The 16,385-nt window shown below is 44.6% G+C and carries 15 protein-coding genes; 12 read left to right on the forward strand and 3 right to left on the reverse strand.

The genetic code is table 11. The features are described 5' to 3' along the window. Positions 1 to 76 precede the first annotated feature (76 nt). Both ACXACN_RS02535 and ACXACN_RS02540 read left to right on the forward strand, forming a co-directional pair. Positions 77 to 1,021, forward strand: coding sequence for an AraC family transcriptional regulator (locus ACXACN_RS02535; RefSeq protein ID WP_474962060.1), 945 nt, complete (start codon positions 77 to 79; stop codon positions 1,019 to 1,021). Between the two features lie 17 nt (positions 1,022 to 1,038). Then, positions 1,039 to 1,440 carry a DUF1761 domain-containing protein gene (locus ACXACN_RS02540; RefSeq protein WP_474962061.1) on the forward strand — a complete coding sequence of 134 codons (402 nt, stop codon included), beginning with the start codon at positions 1,039 to 1,041 and terminating at the stop codon, positions 1,438 to 1,440. 45 nt (positions 1,441 to 1,485) lie between these two features. Here ACXACN_RS02540 and ACXACN_RS02545 read toward each other — a convergent pair whose 3' ends face one another. Both ACXACN_RS02545 and ACXACN_RS02550 read right to left on the reverse strand, forming a co-directional pair. Beyond that, positions 1,486 to 2,070, reverse strand: coding sequence for a hypothetical protein (locus ACXACN_RS02545; protein ID WP_474962063.1), 585 nt, complete (start codon positions 2,068 to 2,070; stop codon positions 1,486 to 1,488). Positions 2,071 to 2,193: 123 nt separating this feature from the next. Beyond that, positions 2,194 to 2,688 (reverse strand): DoxX family membrane protein, encoded by a 495-nt coding sequence (locus ACXACN_RS02550; RefSeq protein WP_474962065.1) that lies wholly within the window; start codon positions 2,686 to 2,688, stop codon positions 2,194 to 2,196. A 469-nt stretch (positions 2,689 to 3,157) separates the two neighbouring features. Between ACXACN_RS02550 and ACXACN_RS02555 the strand changes: the two genes are divergently transcribed. From ACXACN_RS02555 to ACXACN_RS02575, 5 genes are all read left to right on the forward strand, one after another. After that, positions 3,158 to 3,562: a DoxX family protein gene (locus ACXACN_RS02555; RefSeq protein WP_474962066.1), complete on the forward strand. Its 405-nt coding sequence runs from the start codon at positions 3,158 to 3,160 to the stop codon at positions 3,560 to 3,562. Positions 3,563 to 3,855: 293 nt separating this feature from the next. Further along, on the forward strand, positions 3,856 to 5,070 hold the full coding sequence (locus ACXACN_RS02560; protein WP_474962068.1) for an ROK family protein: 1,215 nt from the start codon (positions 3,856 to 3,858) through the stop codon (positions 5,068 to 5,070). 29 nt (positions 5,071 to 5,099) lie between these two features. After that, positions 5,100 to 10,154 (forward strand): TIM-barrel domain-containing protein, encoded by a 5,055-nt coding sequence (locus tag ACXACN_RS02565; protein WP_474962069.1) that lies wholly within the window; start codon positions 5,100 to 5,102, stop codon positions 10,152 to 10,154. Between the two features lie 354 nt (positions 10,155 to 10,508). Beyond that, a complete protein-coding gene (locus ACXACN_RS02570; protein ID WP_474962071.1) occupies positions 10,509 to 11,720 on the forward strand; it encodes a Bcr/CflA family efflux MFS transporter in 1,212 nt (403 codons plus the stop codon). A gap of 83 nt (positions 11,721 to 11,803) precedes the next feature. Next, positions 11,804 to 12,277, forward strand: coding sequence for a GNAT family N-acetyltransferase (locus tag ACXACN_RS02575; RefSeq protein WP_474962073.1), 474 nt, complete (start codon positions 11,804 to 11,806; stop codon positions 12,275 to 12,277). Positions 12,278 to 12,365: 88 nt separating this feature from the next. On the opposite strand, the gene ACXACN_RS02580 is transcribed toward ACXACN_RS02575, so the two are convergent. Continuing rightward, positions 12,366 to 12,527: an AAC(3) family N-acetyltransferase gene (locus ACXACN_RS02580; RefSeq protein WP_474966781.1), complete on the reverse strand. Its 162-nt coding sequence runs from the start codon at positions 12,525 to 12,527 to the stop codon at positions 12,366 to 12,368. A 280-nt stretch (positions 12,528 to 12,807) separates the two neighbouring features. Between ACXACN_RS02580 and ACXACN_RS02585 the strand changes: the two genes are divergently transcribed. The 5 genes from ACXACN_RS02585 (at position 12,808) to ACXACN_RS02605 (ending at position 16,295) form a co-directional block, all read left to right on the forward strand. After that, a complete protein-coding gene (locus tag ACXACN_RS02585) occupies positions 12,808 to 13,815 on the forward strand; it encodes a LysM peptidoglycan-binding domain-containing protein (RefSeq protein ID WP_474962075.1) in 1,008 nt (335 codons plus the stop codon). Between the two features lie 95 nt (positions 13,816 to 13,910). Continuing rightward, positions 13,911 to 14,306 (forward strand): VOC family protein, encoded by a 396-nt coding sequence (locus ACXACN_RS02590; protein ID WP_474962077.1) that lies wholly within the window; start codon positions 13,911 to 13,913, stop codon positions 14,304 to 14,306. A 213-nt stretch (positions 14,307 to 14,519) separates the two neighbouring features. Further along, positions 14,520 to 15,305, forward strand: a complete 786-nt coding sequence (locus tag ACXACN_RS02595; protein WP_474962079.1) for an SRPBCC domain-containing protein — start codon at positions 14,520 to 14,522, stop codon at positions 15,303 to 15,305. Between the two features lie 24 nt (positions 15,306 to 15,329). Next, positions 15,330 to 15,770, forward strand: coding sequence for an SRPBCC family protein (locus tag ACXACN_RS02600; RefSeq protein ID WP_474962080.1), 441 nt, complete (start codon positions 15,330 to 15,332; stop codon positions 15,768 to 15,770). Positions 15,771 to 15,941: 171 nt separating this feature from the next. Next, complete coding sequence (locus ACXACN_RS02605; RefSeq protein WP_474962082.1) at positions 15,942 to 16,295, forward strand: DUF2200 domain-containing protein; 354 nt, start codon at positions 15,942 to 15,944, stop codon at positions 16,293 to 16,295. Positions 16,296 to 16,385 lie beyond the last annotated feature (90 nt).

Here is a 16,385-nt window from a genome sequence, read left to right on the forward strand (position 1 = left end):
GAAGGGACGTCCAAAGTCGAGGGGTGTCTTTGTCGGCCTTTCTATTTTCTAGAACCTTAAACAAAAGGAGATTCGTATGAACGCTTCTGAAAGAGAACAACAAAAACAAATCAGTCGGGTGTTGGATTACATAGATGATCACTTAACCGAGACGTTGAGTCTGCATAAGCTGGCAGCCGAATCAACCTACTCAGCGTACCATTTTCAAAGGGTCTTTAAAGCATTTGTGGGGGAGACCCCAACCGCTTATGTGAAGCGCAATCGATTGGAGAAGGCCGCACATATGCTTATCTACGAAAGACAGCAGCCGATTACGCAAATTGCTTATCTCTGTGGATTTTCATCGGTTTCTTATTTTACCCAGTCCTTCAATCATTCTTTTCAAATGAGTCCGAAGAAGTGGCGGGATGGAGGTTACTTGACTCATTTTCCACGCGAATATGAAGACCGCAAGAAATCTAAACTTCTTGGCAAGAAACAGAAAGCTGATGGACATAAAGAAGCTTATAATGAATTCAGGTGGTTGGATCTTCAACGGGTGAACGTGTTGGATCTGCCGGCCTCTCCAACCATCCACCTTCAAAACATCGGTCCTTATACAGAAGGAGTGGAAGAGGCGTGGGAGGAAATCTATCATTGGGCCAACGCGCGTGGGCTTATTCGCCCGGATTCTTTTCTGTTTGGAGTGCCTAGAAATAATCCTTATATCACACCTCCTGAAAAAAGCCGCTATGATTGCCGGATTGCCATCGACCCTTCCTTATCTGTTCCTGAACAGGAGCTGATCTATCCGTTTCAGGGAGGGAAACACGTGGTCTATGAATTTGAGCAGCCTGTGTCCTACCAGGACCGTGGGATGTTGATTGAAAGCTACTCAGAATTGTACAGTTATTGGCTTCCAAGAAGCGGCTACCGCTATTTGGACCACCCGATTGAATGGGTCGAGCTGCATCCGAGAGAAGGAAGCTTGTCCTTTGATTGTAAGATCAAAGCGATTGCGCTTGCCATCGAACCTAAATAAGAAAGGAGGGACACGCTATGGATCTCGACTGGGGTCAAATCAATGGCATCGCCATACTCGCAGGTGGCGTGCTTTATATGGTTTACGGAGCTATTTATTATTCTATTTTGCTATCAGAAAAAAGGATTCAGAAGTATGAGGGCGTCAAGGACCATCAGACAGAAGGACCGATGAAATATATCGCAGCGGTCCTGATTGCCTTTATCAGTTCAACAGTTATTGGTGTTCTGACTCAGGCGACAGGAGCTGAATCCTTCGCAGCAGGGGCTGGGCTGGGAATGATTGTAGGCCTGCTCATTTCTCTTGTGTATTTGAAAAATTTCTTATTCGGACTGATGCCGAAGACTTCCTTTCTCATCGCCATTGGTGATCATTTCGTCATTTTCACACTCCTCGGTGCCCTGCACGGAATTTTATAAAAGGGCAGAACAGGGTGATAAGTGAAGCGTTTTAAAAGGGGGAAATTACCCCTTTTCCCCTTGAGGGAAAACCCGAATGGATGTTTTGGTTTCAATCAAATGGATCACTTTCCCAAGGAAAAATATAATTCTTGTCGAGCCTCGAATAGCGATCTCCTTACATAAAGCTTTTCCTCCAACCGTTAAACCGGCGACAACACTTGTGAAAGCAATCGCAATCATGGAATAATAAAACGAATCTTCCCCTTGACCAGCCATCAGCGCTAATTGTAAAACGACAGCTGCTGAAGCAGACCCACTGACGATCCCGCATATATCTCCTACGACATCATTGAAGAAGCTCGAAAATTTTTCAGCGTGTTTACAAATTTGCACAGACTCCTTTGCTCCGTTCATCTTTTTTGATGCCATGGCATGAAATGGGGGCTCCTGGGCGGCCGCCGCAGACAAACCGATCGTATCAGAGAGGATTCCAAAGGATATGAAAAAGAAGACGATTAAGATTCCAACGAATATCGATGAATGGGACAATACGAACGTAGAGATCGCAGAAAAAATAGAAGCAAGGAGAATCGTAAGGACCGTTATTTTCGTACTCCATCCCAGAGATTTACTAAAAGAGTTTTTCATACTGAACACCACCTTAGACTTTCTTTTCTTTAAGAAAAAGATTACTGAATGAACCTTCCCATTTATTTTCATGAGGAAGGTTCATTTTTTTAGAAATCAAACATATGGATCATCAATGACTGGTTACTGACTTTTATGTGATTTTCTCCAACGATTAGGAATGAACGGTTGGATATAGGGATCTATTCCAAAACGGCCAGCATTCGTCCCGCCAGCAAGCAAAATAAATTCCATGAGCAAAAGGTTCGGGTTCACACTAATGGTGCCTGCAAATAAGAAGTTGAAATTCAAAAAGGCACCCATAAAGATCGAAAATCTAGTAAATAGACCTAAAATCAACCCGATCCCAATGAGGAGTTCTCCCACGGGAACAAGGAAGTTGAAAAGTTCGACATTTGGTATGGCGAAGTTTTCCAGGAATCCTGCATACCATTGCTGTACGGCAGGGTGTTCACCTTCAGCTTTACTCAAAGCTCCTTGTAAAAAACCAGAGGCATCAAAAGATTCAGCCCCGAACATTTTCCCCCATCCTGCTGATAGAAATTTCCATCCTACGAAAATTCGTAAGATCGTCAAAAAAATTGCTGCGAACTTACTCGAGCGTAACCATAAAGACATCGTCTCATCCTTTCTACTGAATTGGGTTAAGGTATAGGTTTAAAAAATACCTTATGATTTCACCGCGCAACAAAAAGTTTACCTCAGGAAACTTTTTGTTATGTGGTCAATTCTATGATGAGAAAGAGGAAAATGTCAAATGCGATTTTTTCCATATCCATATCTCTTTGGACCAGAAGCCATCTATGAAAAACGTTCGTATGATAAAAATAATCGGTGCCTTAAGTCGATTAGAATTTGATTTTTAAAGGGAATCGATGCGAGCCTTCCTGGATTTACATAAAGGGTGGGTGTCCGAACGTTCAGAGACTTTTCTTCCCACTTTATGGAACAATGGTTGATCTAAAAGTATGTATGGGTGGGGGAAATAAGGTAGGGTCAAAAGGATTGTAAGCTAGATTACTTTGAATAATCAGAAAACACGGTACGCTAGAAATGCATAAAACTTTAGAAAAGGAGTGGTCAAAAAATGAAACAGAATTCAGTAGAGTATGGACTATTATTTGCACGTCTCGTGTTAGGGATCATCATGTTTGCTCATGGCATTCAGAAATGGATGGGAATTCAGGGTGTTGTAGGGATGTTTCAGGACATGATGGGACTGCCTGGGTTTCTTGCTTATTTAGTCGCAGCTGCTGAAGTCATCGCAGGTCTTGCACTTATTCTTGGATTATTCGTACGTACTTCAGCCATCGTCATCGGCGTCATTATGGTCGGTGCCATCGTTACTGTGAAACTCCCGATGGTCGGTTTCTTTGGAAACGGACAAATGGCCGGGTGGGAATTTGATCTTTCCTTACTTGCCCTGGCTGTTTTACTCAGTCTTTCTGGTAGTCGTTTGTTTGCATTGGGTTGGAAACAAAACTTCAGTTGAAGCCTGATTTTTAACTAGGATGGAAGATCAAATGGTCTGCCAGAAGCTATGAAAAAGTAGGGTCGAATCTTTTATAAAAGATTCGACCCTTTCTTTATTTGAGAAAGGTTATGTAAAGAACATCTGATCCTATTTTTCTTAAAACGAGAGAGAATCATTTGGAATGTATGATCGAATGGACTGAAAAATTTGGCGAAAATGATAAGGTTTTGGTTTATATTCTTAATTTTCAGAAAGTTACTTGTTTCAGTGAATGAAGTAAGTTAAGATCAAAGAAGAAAAGGGGGCTTGCAATGAGAGTAGGAAATAAAACACTCATGAAAGAATTGAATCGTTCTCACGTGGTTTCCACCATCCGGAACCATCAACCGATCAGTCGTACCGATATCTCCAAAGCCTTGAATTTGGGTTTATCCACGGTGACTTATATTACAGAAGAGCTGCTATCCGCGGGTTTGATTTTCGAAAAAGGAACGGCCCATTCAACCGGGGGGAGGAAAGCGACCTTACTAACCTTCAATGAAGAGTATGGCTATGCGATTGGTGTGAAAATTGAGGAATCCAAAGTCATTGTGGCTAGTACGAATCTTCGTGCGCAAGTTCTTCGTAAACACACGTTTCCTTTTAAAAAGACCACCCCACCAGACACCCTGCTGGATTCGATCGTGCATCACATTCATCAGATCATTCAAGAAACAACGATTCCTGAAAGCAAACTGATTGGCATTGGAATGGCTTCATCAGGATTGATTAATAACAAACAAGGAAGAATGATTCGATCGACCTTACTAGGGTGGGAACAAGTGGATATCCGAGGAAAAATACAGAAAGCGTTCCACGTGCCTATTTTTATAGATAATAATGTAAACGCTTACAGTAAAGCGGAGCGCCATCTCGGTTATGGAAAAGGAGGGGATGATTTTTTATGCATTTCCGTAGGAGCGGGTGTAGGATCCTCTCTTTTTTTAAATGGGAGCGTTTATGCAGGTCATCATGGAGGAGCGGGTGAAGTCGGCCACATGGTGATCAAGCAGGATGGTTACCTCTGTCATTGCGGTCAGAAAGGTTGTCTTGAAATGCACGCATCTGAACGGTTCTTAGAAGCGGAAGGCAGGCAGGTCCAACATCTTTACCCGGAAAGCACTCTCCATCTTGGGCATTTCAGTTTTGATGAAGTGACTTCTGCTGCCCATTCAGGTGATCGGCTAGCACGATATCTTTTAAGAAAGCTTGGCGAAAACCTTGGTGTTGGGGTTTTAAATTGTATCAACGTCTTCAATCCTTCTGCTGTCATTTTTGTTGGCGAAGGTTTGGTTGCCAAGGACTTTTTTATGCCCTACACCCTTGAGGTAGCATCCGATAATTTCTTTTCAAAAGCTGGATGTGAAGTCGCCTTTCGAGTCTCCGAATTGGGAGATGAGGCCTGGGTACAAGGAGCAGCTCTACAGGCGATCGATCATTGGTTTGAGCCCCCCATCCATCAGGAAAGCCGCTTACTTCTTTCATAAAGGACCAAACAAAAGGAGGAACTTTCTTCATGCACTCAAGAATCTTGAGGAATTCATTGTGCGCTTGTTCTTTATTTTTTGTCTTTATTTTTGGCATCACTTACGTGGAAGCGCGGGAAAGCCCGGCGACAATAAAGGGATCAGGTCCGCTTTATTGGATTTCTTACGAACATCAGTTTACCAATGACTCCTATTTGCCGGAAGATCGATGGAAGCAGAACATTGATTGGATGGCCGAAAACTTTCAACCCTACGGGTATGACATGGTGAGTACAGATGGCTGGATTGAAGGATCGACGAAACATACGGAACATGGATACATTGTTTCCCACAACGACTCATGGGAACATGATTGGAAATACTGGTCGGATTATATTGAGAGCAAAGGAATGAATCTGGGAGTCTATTATAATCCTTTATGGATCACGCCCTCAGCTGTGGAGAACGAAGAAGCGACAGTTATCGGCAGACCGGATATTAAGATCAAAGACATTATTACGGAAGGGGACCGTTTTAACGGTGGGCAGGAGACCTCGTTATACTGGGTGGATGTTACAAAAGAGGGAGCGAAAGAATTTGTCCAGGGTTATGTTCGTTACTTTAAAGAGCAGGGAGCCAAATTCCTGCGGGTCGATTTTCTCTCCTGGTATGAAACGGGCACAGATAAGAGTATAGGGGATGTAGGCCTTGCTCACGGACGTGAAAATTATGAAACGGCTCTCAAATGGATGGAAGAAGCGGCGGGAGATGACATGATCTTAAGTTTAGTCATGCCGCACTTGAAAAACCATGCGGAACTGGAACTCAAGTATGGGGATATGATTCGGATTGATGAAGATGTCTTCCATGGAGGATGGGATCACATCAGTGCCAGACGACAAGAGTGGACAGATACTTGGTCACAGTGGGCGAATCCATTCCAAGGCTTCACAGGATTCGCGGATGTGTCTGGACGAAAATCTATGATTCTCGATGGTGATTTTCTGCGGATGAATACATTCAGCGGAGAATTTAAAAAGGAAGAGAAGAAAACAGCTGTCTCCCTCTTCACTATGGCAGGTTCTCCGATTGCGATTGCCGATCAATTCGACACCATAGGAGATGATGCCCACTTCTATCAAAACTCAGAGCTTATTGAACTGAACCAGCAAGGGTTTGCAGGGAAGCCGATCTTTTACAGCAACGAACATTATCAGTTTAACAGCCGTGATAGTGAACGTTGGCTTGGGCAGCTACCTGATGGATCATGGGTGGTCGGATTGTTCAACCGATCGGATGTGAAGAAGGAACTTTCCGTTGATTTTTCAGAAGAATTAGGTCTCGACACAGAAGCCTATGTAAGAGATCTATGGGCTCATGAAGATATTGGGTACCGGTACCATCACAAAGCCTCCTTAACTCCGCACGATACAAGCATGGTCAAGGTGGTGCCGCGTTCGACGAATAAAAAATACGAAACAGAGGTTGCTTCTTACCAACACGGGGCTTTCTTCAATAACGAACAACAGGGGTTCAACGGCTTTGGTTATATTGAAAACATGGACCAACCCGATGCTTCTGTGACCCTCGCTGTATCGGTTCCGACGGCAGGGGATTACACGTTGAACTTTCGTTATGCCAATGGATCCAAAGCTTCCACTACAAAAACGCTGGTCATCAATGAACATAACCATCCGATGAGCTTCCAACCGACAAACGGCTGGGATGCGTGGGAAGACAAGCAGACAACGGTGCGACTGGAAGAAGGAGAAAATCTGATTACCTTGAAAAATCGTTCAGGTGATGAAGGGGAACTGCACCTTGATTATGTGGAACTTCTGCACCCGGAAGTATCGTTGACAAATGGCGGTTTTGAAATGGGGGACCATACAGGCTGGGATGTATGGAATCCTGACAATGCTTGGATTGGTGTGAACACGGAGGATGCTTATGATGGAATGAAGCATTATTTTTATAAAACGGACCCTTACCAGGCGAGTATCCATCAAAAGCTGAAAGGGCTTGAAAACGGTGAATATAAAGTCAGCGCCTGGGTGAAATTGCAGCCATACAGTGACCCAACCTTTGAAGGCGCTGGAAATATTGCACGGATGGAAATATCCGACCATGGCAGTGATCGAATCGATGTGGATATCAAACCCGAACAACCTGATTTTCAATGGAAACAAATCTCACAGACGTTTGAAGTCACGAGCGGCCAGTTGGACATAGGGTTCTACACAGTCGCACCTGGAAATACTTCTTTTCAGATTGATGATGTGAAAATAGAGAGGGTTGGAGGAGAGAGTTCCATCGAATATTTCTCTAATTCAAGTTTTGATCAAGGAGTAGCAGGGTGGTCAGCTTCTGCCTTGAATCGTACATCATTTGAAAATGAAGGTGGATCTTCATTTGCTCGATTGAAAGGGAACTCGGAAGTGTGGAGGCATGTCGCATTGCCTGAAGGAGACTATACAGTAAGAGCGAAGGCAAGAAAAAGTGACTCCGCTACAAAAGCCAGTATTTATGTGTCATACGGAGGTGGAAAAGAGTCGAAGCAGGTATCAACCAGTAGTTGGGATTCTGTTGAAACGACGGTGATCTCCGTAGAGGCAGATGAAGTGGTCAAAATCGGGGCCTCCTCAGAAGGAGGGGACGGAAGCTTTCTTGATCTTGAACACTTTGAAATCGTGAAAGCAGACCCCGAGCAGCCACAGATGACTACTCTGCCTGCACTGGATCCTACACAGCCTTATGTAGAAAAGGATGGGGAACTCACATTTCAAATGGAGGACCGACCAGCCGTACGATTGTCTTTTCTAAAAGAAGGAATCGCCCGGGTTTGGCTGGAGCCGACAGGAACATTTTCTAAGAAAAAGTCGTTTGTCGTGGACGATGAAAAGGCAAAGCCTCTCTATCGTATAACTGATGAAAAAGACTATTATAAAATTCAAACCGAGGAATTGACGGTAAGGGCATATAAAAACCCTTTCCGTCTTGCTTACTATGATTCACAAAATGAAAAGTTACTCACCAGGGATCAGGACGACGGAGGACTTGGATATGACCAGTATAAAGGGGTCTATCAATCCTTCGAATTAGGTGCGGATGAGCATCTTTATGGACTGGGAATGGACCGTCACTCGAATGTGCTTGATAAGCGGGGAACAAAAATTACGATGAACAATGCCATGGTTGGCGGCCTTGGAGGAAACACCTCTGATATTTCAGGAACTTTTTTGACCTCTACAAACGGTTATGGCGTGTATTTTGATAATACCTACCAGAACGCTCATTTTGATTTAGGGAAAGAAGACAAATCCACCTATTCCTTCCATGCCCCGAACGGAGAAATGGTCTACTATTTCATGGCTGGACCAACGATTCCTCAGGTGATGGACGCCTTTGGGGAACTTACAGGAGAGTCTCCCTTACCCCCCAAATGGGCGCTCGGGTATATTCAATCGCGATACGGATATAAAAGTTGGGAGGAAGTAAATCAAATCGCGAGCACCTTTAGAGACAAGGCCATTCCTATGGATGGGATGATTTTGGATGTTTACTGGGCAAAAGAGGATCAATATTTTGATTTTACCTGGTCACAGGCGTTTTCGAATCCTGAAAAGCAGCTCAAACGGTTAGCTGATCAAGGGGTGAAAGTCACACCCATTGTAGATCCATACTTGGAGACAACAGCCAATAATTATAGCGAGGCAGATGAGAAGGGCTACTTTGTACGGGACACATCCAATCGTACCATCCAATATCCCGCGTGGTATGGTGATGGCGGACTCGTTGATTTTACCAACCCAGATGCAGCTAAATGGTTCACGCAACAAGCCAAAACTCTTCATGACGCTGGTACAAAGGGGTGGTGGATCGATTTGAATGAACCAGAACAACAAACAGATCCGATCCGTGACCACTTCCAAGCAGGAAGAGCGGATGAAATCAGGAACGTCTATGCGTTAGTAGAATCCAAGGCCTTTTATGAAGGACAAAGATCTTACACGGATGAACGGGTGTGGTCTCTTGCACGCTCCGGTTTTTCGGGAATTAGCGAATATGGGACGACCCTATGGAGTGGTGATGTGAGTGCTACATGGGAGGCGCTGACCCATAACTTGCAGCTTGGACTTACGGCATCGATGTCAGGCATGCCCTACTTTACTACGGATGCAGGAGGATTTTCAGGGGTACCGTCTCCTGAATTGTACACACGCTGGATGCAGGCTGCGGCTTATATGCCGATCTTCCGTTCACATGGAGCAGATGGAGAACGGGAGCCATGGGCTTTTGGAGAAGAAGCAGAAACCATTGTAACCGAGGCGATCAGGCAGCGTTACCGTCTGCTTCCATATATCTATTCGGCAGTGAAAGATACGTCGGATACCAATCTCCCTTTAATGAGACCATTGGTTTTTGATTATCAATCAGACCCGAATGTCAGCAACCTTCAAGATCAGTGGATGTTTGGACCTTCGCTGCTTGTCGCCCCTGTTCATAAAGAGGGAGAGCGGGAGCGTGAGATCTACCTGCCTGATGGAAAATGGTTTGAATGGAATGGGAAAAAGATGTATGAAGGTGGGGAGACGATCACCTACGACGCACCATTAGCCAAAACACCTGTATTTGTTAAAGAAGGAGCGATTGTACCACTCGGGGAAGATATTCAGTACGTAGGCGAAAAACCAAATAAACAAATCCGCTTACGCATTTACCCTTATTCGTCTGGTGAGCTGTCCACCTATACCTTATATGAAGATGACGGATCTACCTATAAGTATGAAGAAGGGACATATGCCACCACGGAAATTACAGCAAAGAGGGAGAAGGATGAGACTTTGGTGACCGTTGGGAAGAGGCAGGGTTCCTATGAAGGAGTCGTTGAAGATCGAACCTACACCGTCGAGCTGCCATTCGAGGAGTCTCCGAAATGGATTAAACTCAATGGAAAGAAACTGGAGTCACTAAAAGAATCCGGTGATACAGCTAAGAACACTTCTTTCGTCTATGACGATAAAAAGAAAACCATCCAGATCAGAACGAAGGCCAAGTCTGACGGTGAACTCACCATCAGAATGAAACATAAGAAAGCGAAATAAGAAAAAAGGTCCTCAGTTTATTCCGAGGGCCTTTTTCGTCGTTACTTAATGTTTGTTTATTTTTCAATTTTCTTATCAGTGTGGAAGATGATTTTACATTTCCTGCTTCATATAGGGACATATTTCTAAGTTTTCCGGTTAAGATCGATGCAGAGAATTCATGTGACTTAGGAAAAATACATGTTTTTCAAGGACAAAGGTGAACATGTACGCATGTCTATGGATGATGATTAAAGGTCATTTGAATAGACTTTCTTGATAAAGGAAGATAGAATCATAGTTTAACAACCTGAAACATGTGGGGATACTACCCAAGGGTTTATTTCATTTCAGATAGAGAAGAAGGTGTTACATATGTTACATAATCCAAAAGGGAAAGAAAGATTAAGTCTCGCATTTCTTCTCGGAATGCTCGGGATTTTAGGGCCGCTCAACATCGACATGTATCTTCCCAGTTTTCCGGGAATCGCCTCTGATTTAGGTACCAGCGCGTCACTCGTTCAGCTTAGCTTAACGACCTGTTTAGTCGGGCTTGCGGTCGGTCAGATCGTCGTTGGCCCTATCAGTGATTCGCAGGGGAGGAAGAAGCCACTGCTCTTTTTCCTTTCCATGTTTGCAGGAGCTTCCTTGCTTTGTGCGCTTGCGCCAAACATCACCGTGCTCGTCATCGCCCGTTTTCTACAGGGCTTCACGGCTTCTGCCGGTGTCGTCCTTTCACGAGCCGTCGTACGTGATGTGTTTTCGGGAAGAGAATTGACCAAGTTCTTTGCCTTGCTCATGGTCATTAATGCAACCGCTCCGATGATTGCTCCGATGACAGGGGGAGCGATCTTGCTTTTACCATTCGTTACATGGGAGACGATTTTCTTCTTTTTAAGTATCGTCGGTGTGGCCATCGTTTTAACTGTGGCCGGAAAATTACCGGAGACCCTTCCCATAGAAAAACGGATTCCAAGTACGGTGAAAGAATCGATTTTGACCATCGGCCGCCTGCTGAAAGACCGCTCGTTCATCGGGTATGCGCTGACCATCGGTTTCGTCCATGGCGGGAGCTTTGCTTATGTGTCCGGAACACCGTTCGTTTATCAAGGGATCTACAACGTATCGCCTCAAGTCTTTAGTGTGTTGTTCGGGATCAACGGGCTCGCGATCATTACAGGCAGCTTTTTAGTCGGGCGTCTTGGGGGGATCTTCCACGAACGGAGTCTGCTTCGGAGTGCGATTCTGATTGCTGTCAGTGCGACAGGTTTCCTATTCATCATGACCATCATTGAAGGACCGCTCCCTTCAATTGTTATTCCTATCTTTATTTACATGACAGCGATGGGAATGGTTTTGACAAGTACATTTACGCTCGCGATGGAGTATCAAGGTCACAGAGCAGGAAGTGCCAGTGCTGTGCTCGGAATGCTGCCGTTGTTATTCGGCGCGACCGTATCTCCGCTGGTCGGTCTTGATGAAACCACCGCTGTACCGATGGGGACGATTTTGTTTGCCACGGCGACGATTGGTGCCATCGTATTCTTTACTATGACGAGGAAGAACCCTGCACAAGGACAGAATTAACGTTCTTTTCTTTGCAGAAACATCTTTGATTAAAGAAAAAACTTGAATAGGATGTAGACTTTGCAATGAATGGAGAGGAAAGCATGAAGATCCGTCTAAGAGAAACCCACGAGAATGACCTCGGGTTCATCTACGAAATCCAGAAAGATCCTGAGGCGAACCACCTGGCTGCTTTTACAGCAAAAGATCCAAATAACTGGGAAGATTTCATGAACCATTGGGACAAAATTCTTCGTGAAGATAAGATCATAAAAAAGACCATCACCCTGAATCACGACATCGTTGGAAGCATTCTGTGCTTTCCTCAGTCCGGTCTTTGGGAAGTCACGTATTGGATCGACAAGCAGCATTGGGGGAAGGGGATCACAAGCCATGCCCTCAGCGAATTGTTAAAGACGGTCTCTATTCGCCCGCTTCATGGAAGAACAGCAAAGGATAACGTGGGTTCACAACAAGTGTTGGAAAAGAACGGATTCCTCATCACGGGGGAGGATCGGGGTTATGCGAACGCCCGTGGGGAAGAAGTGGAAGAATTCATTTACACCCTTTATGACTGAGTATTCTTCAGCTCTTACTTGTTACAGGGTGCAAGCTCCTCGTCAGCCACATTTCCAACAGGTGAGGAGCTTGCACGGATCCTTGAATCTATTGTTCATCGTAGTCATTCAGCCATGACTTAGCGAAATCAACAGCTTCTCTCAGTGGAAACAGGCGGGTAGGAGCGGATCCTGCCTCTCCTTTTTCCACGTTATATTTCTTCTCAAAATCATCCCCCATTTGTTGAAATAACTCCGCGCGTGTTTCTATCTGACATTAGGTTCATCCTTTCTTTTGCCTATATCTCAACGCTAACATGCGATTAAACACCCTCTCAAATGAGCCCCAACATCGATTTTTTGTACGTGTTTGCTTCCGTCTTGTACTTAGACTAGAGAACACTAAAGAAAAGGCTTTCCTTGTTCAAAAGCAAGCACCGGCTTTCACAGAGATCCTCGTATAATCTCCACCAATGGTTTACAAACTAAGGAAACAAAGAGCGTGCTCTTCCTTGCGTTCTTTCATTCGACTTTTGGAAAGGAAGTCATACATGAAAAAAATCATCGCCATTCTCCTTAGTTTGTTTCTATGTGCTACGCTGTCTTTAACTTCTGTACACGCGGCCAATAACCCAAGAAATATGTATGATGTGAAACCGGGCGATACGTTATGGAAAGTCGCCACTACTTACCATACTTCTGTCAATGATTTAAAACGCTTCAATGGCTTGCAGTCGGATTTGCTATTGATGGGGCAGAAACTCAGAGTACCCATCACGTACGAGGTGAAGCCAGGGGACACATTATGGAACCTTTCACAGTCGTTCACTTCATCAGTAGCTTCGATCAAAGAGGCGAATGGACTTTCTTCCAGCATGATTCAGGTTGGACAGAAGCTTAGAATTCCTCCAAAGAAGCTTAGAATGGAAGGGCAGTTCGTCCTGATGAATCGTGAGGATTTTAAGGATTGGCTTTTCAATCATACCTTCACCCGGAAAATTGAGACGGTTCAACAACATCATACCTATCAACCGGATTATCAACAATTCAACTGGAAGAACCATTTCGGTTTGCTTCAAGGGATGAAAGATTACCATGTCAACAGCATGAACTGGAAGGATATCAGTCAACAGTTGACTACCTTTCCTGATGGAACCGTGGCTGTGGGGCGGTCTTTCAATACACCACCTGAAGGTTCATTCGGCTTACAAAACGAAGCGGTTATGAAGGAAGTGGAGGCGCACGCGTTAGCGATTGAAAACGTCGGGAATTTTAATGAAGGTCACAATCACATGTCAGCTGAACAAAGGGAAACGATTGTTACCGTGACAGCCTTACTGTTGTTGAAATTTGGACTTACGCCTTCCGTTGACAGTATTACCTATCATCATTGGTGGGATATCAATTCAGGGGAGCGGGTGTTGGATCATGCCGAGGGGCACGCAGTAAAAACCTGTCCGGGGACCGGCTTTTTCGGAGGGAATTCCACCTCAGATGCACAGAATCATTTCTATCCGCTTGTGCAAAAGAAAATGGATGAAATTCGGGCATACCACTAATTTCGGTGAATGAATGAGTGGCTGCTTGAAGCTTGAGCACCCTCTTTTTTCTTTCTGGTATGATGGTATGGATTAAGGAAAAGGGGGAGTCAGTATTGTCTGAAGGCTTGCTTCATCATGTGGAAATTTATGTGTCCGATTTAGAGAGGTCCCAATCCTTTTGGGGCTGGTTTTTGAAAGAGTTGGGTTATGAGTCCTACCAGAAATGGGATCAGGGCCAAAGCTGGAAGTTAGGAGAAACGTATCTGGTGTTTGTCCAGACGGAAGAAAAATACTTAGATGTCCCGTATCATCGATGTCGCACGGGTTTGAACCACTTGGCTTTTCACGCTTCTTCCCGGGAAAGAGTGGATGAGATGACCAACAGGCTCAAGGGAAAAGGGATCGACATCTTATATGAGGACCTTCATCCTTTTGCAGGCGGAGAAGATTATTATGCAGTTTTCTTCGAAGATCCTGATCGAATTAAAGTAGAATTTGTAGCACCGTAACCATTCAGGTGTCGGGCTCATCAAAGGGGAACTTCCACAACGAGGAAGTTCCCCTTTGATCCTAAAGATGAAGGTGTACGAAGGCTTCAAGACTTTCAGTGAAATGACGTGGAATTTAATACCAATCAAATCAGATGGATATTTTTAAACTTACATGTTACCATAAGGTCACATGATAGAAATCCCTAACACATCTCGATAGGAAGGGTTTATATGGAAGATCAGCTATCAAACGTATTTAAAGCCTTAGGCCACCCGATTCGAAGGGAGATCCTGGATCTTCTCAAACAGTCATCCAGAACCACAGGGGATTTGGATGCGTATTTTCCCGATGTATCCCGGTATGCGATTATGAAGCATTTGTCTGTCTTACAGGATGCGCATTTGGTGATCGTCCGGCGGGAAGGGAAATACAGGCTGAACTATTTGAATGCGGTGCCTTTGCAGGAAGTCCACAGTCGTTGGGTAGGACAATATACGGGGGCGGCTGCCCAGTCCTTATTGAATGTAAAATCAGTCGTTGAAAAGAATGAAGGAGGAAGAGAAATGAAGACAAATGAACAAGCGAGTGTTTTCAAGATCGAACAAGAAGTCGTCATTGACGGGTCGCGTGAAGAGGTATTCAAGGCATTGACAGAGAATGTACAGGATTGGTGGGAATTTCGCATTGCCCCTGAAGGAAAGCCATCAGAACTTTCATTGAACCCAGTTGTTGGAGGGCAGTTTTTAGAAAAGTGGGGCCAAGATGAAGGAGCGGTATGGGGAAATGTCTATTATGTGAATGCTCCAGAAGAAATTCGATTGTATGGTCACTTGGGGATGCAGGGAGCAGTAAACAGTGCGTATACGTACCAGCTTACTGAAAATGATGGATCCACGACGCTGAAGCTCACCCATACGGCTTCCGGCCTGATCGAAGAGGATTGGGAGCCGTCCCATAGAGAGGGCTGGAACCATTTGCTTGGAACGCTATTAAAAAACTATGTGGAACAAAAGTAATCCTGCTTTGGAGGAAAACGAATCATGGTGCATGTTCAAACAGAAACCGTCATTGATTGTTCCAAGGAAAAAGTTGTGACATATGCCGCACATCCATCCCATGCTCCCGAGTGGTATGTGAACATCGAATCCGCAGAGTGGCTGACTGATGAGGTCGTGGAAAAAGGGTCACAGGTAGCTTTCAAAGCGAGCTTTCTCGGTCGCGAATTGTCTTATGTTTATGAAATCGTAGAATATGAGCCAGGGCACAAAATGGTCATGCGGACGGTCAACGGACCTTTTCCAATGGAAACGACGTATACTTGGAAAGCTCTGGGCGATCATCGCACATTGATGATCTTGCAAAATAAGGGTGAGCCCAGAGGCTTTTCTAAGGCATTCACGCCATTCATGAGTTTCATGATGAAAAAAGCGAACAAAAAAGATCTGGAAAAATTGAAACAGATGCTGGAGAGAAACCGGTGAGTAAAATATACCTTTCAACCGGTGGATAAAGACAGAACAAATCAAAGGTGGAAGCTTCGCGATTCCTTCAAAAAGTAAACGAAGCGGCCGCCCGATTGTGATCCTTGAGCAATCGGGCGGCCGCTTTGTGATATTATGGAAACATAAAACGACTAAAAGGGAGTGGAGATCGTGACGAAACACCGAATTTATACGATGAGTTTTGCAAAGGTCTATCCTCATTATGTGACGAAGGCTGAAAAGAAAGGCCGTACGAAAACAGAAGTTGATGAAATTATCTGCTGGTTGACGGGGTATAGCCAGGAGGAGTTAGAAGCGCAATTGGAAAATGAGACGGACTTCGAGACCTTTTTTGCGGAAGCTCCACAGATGAATGCCTCTCGTTCCATGATCAAGGGTGTGGTCTGTGGTGTGCGTGTAGAAGACATCGAAGAGCCGACGATGCAGGAAATCCGCTATTTGGACAAGTTGATCGATGAATTGGCAAAAGGGAAAGCGATGGAGAAGATTTTGCGCCAGGCCTAAAGGTTATCCTACCGATGGTTTCCAGGTGTCTGATTAAAAGGGAAGAGCAGGACGGTTTGATCTTTCGTATCGAGTCTTTCTGTCCTTGTC

This window comes from Halobacillus sp. AWM4_238 (genome assembly GCF_056158265.1).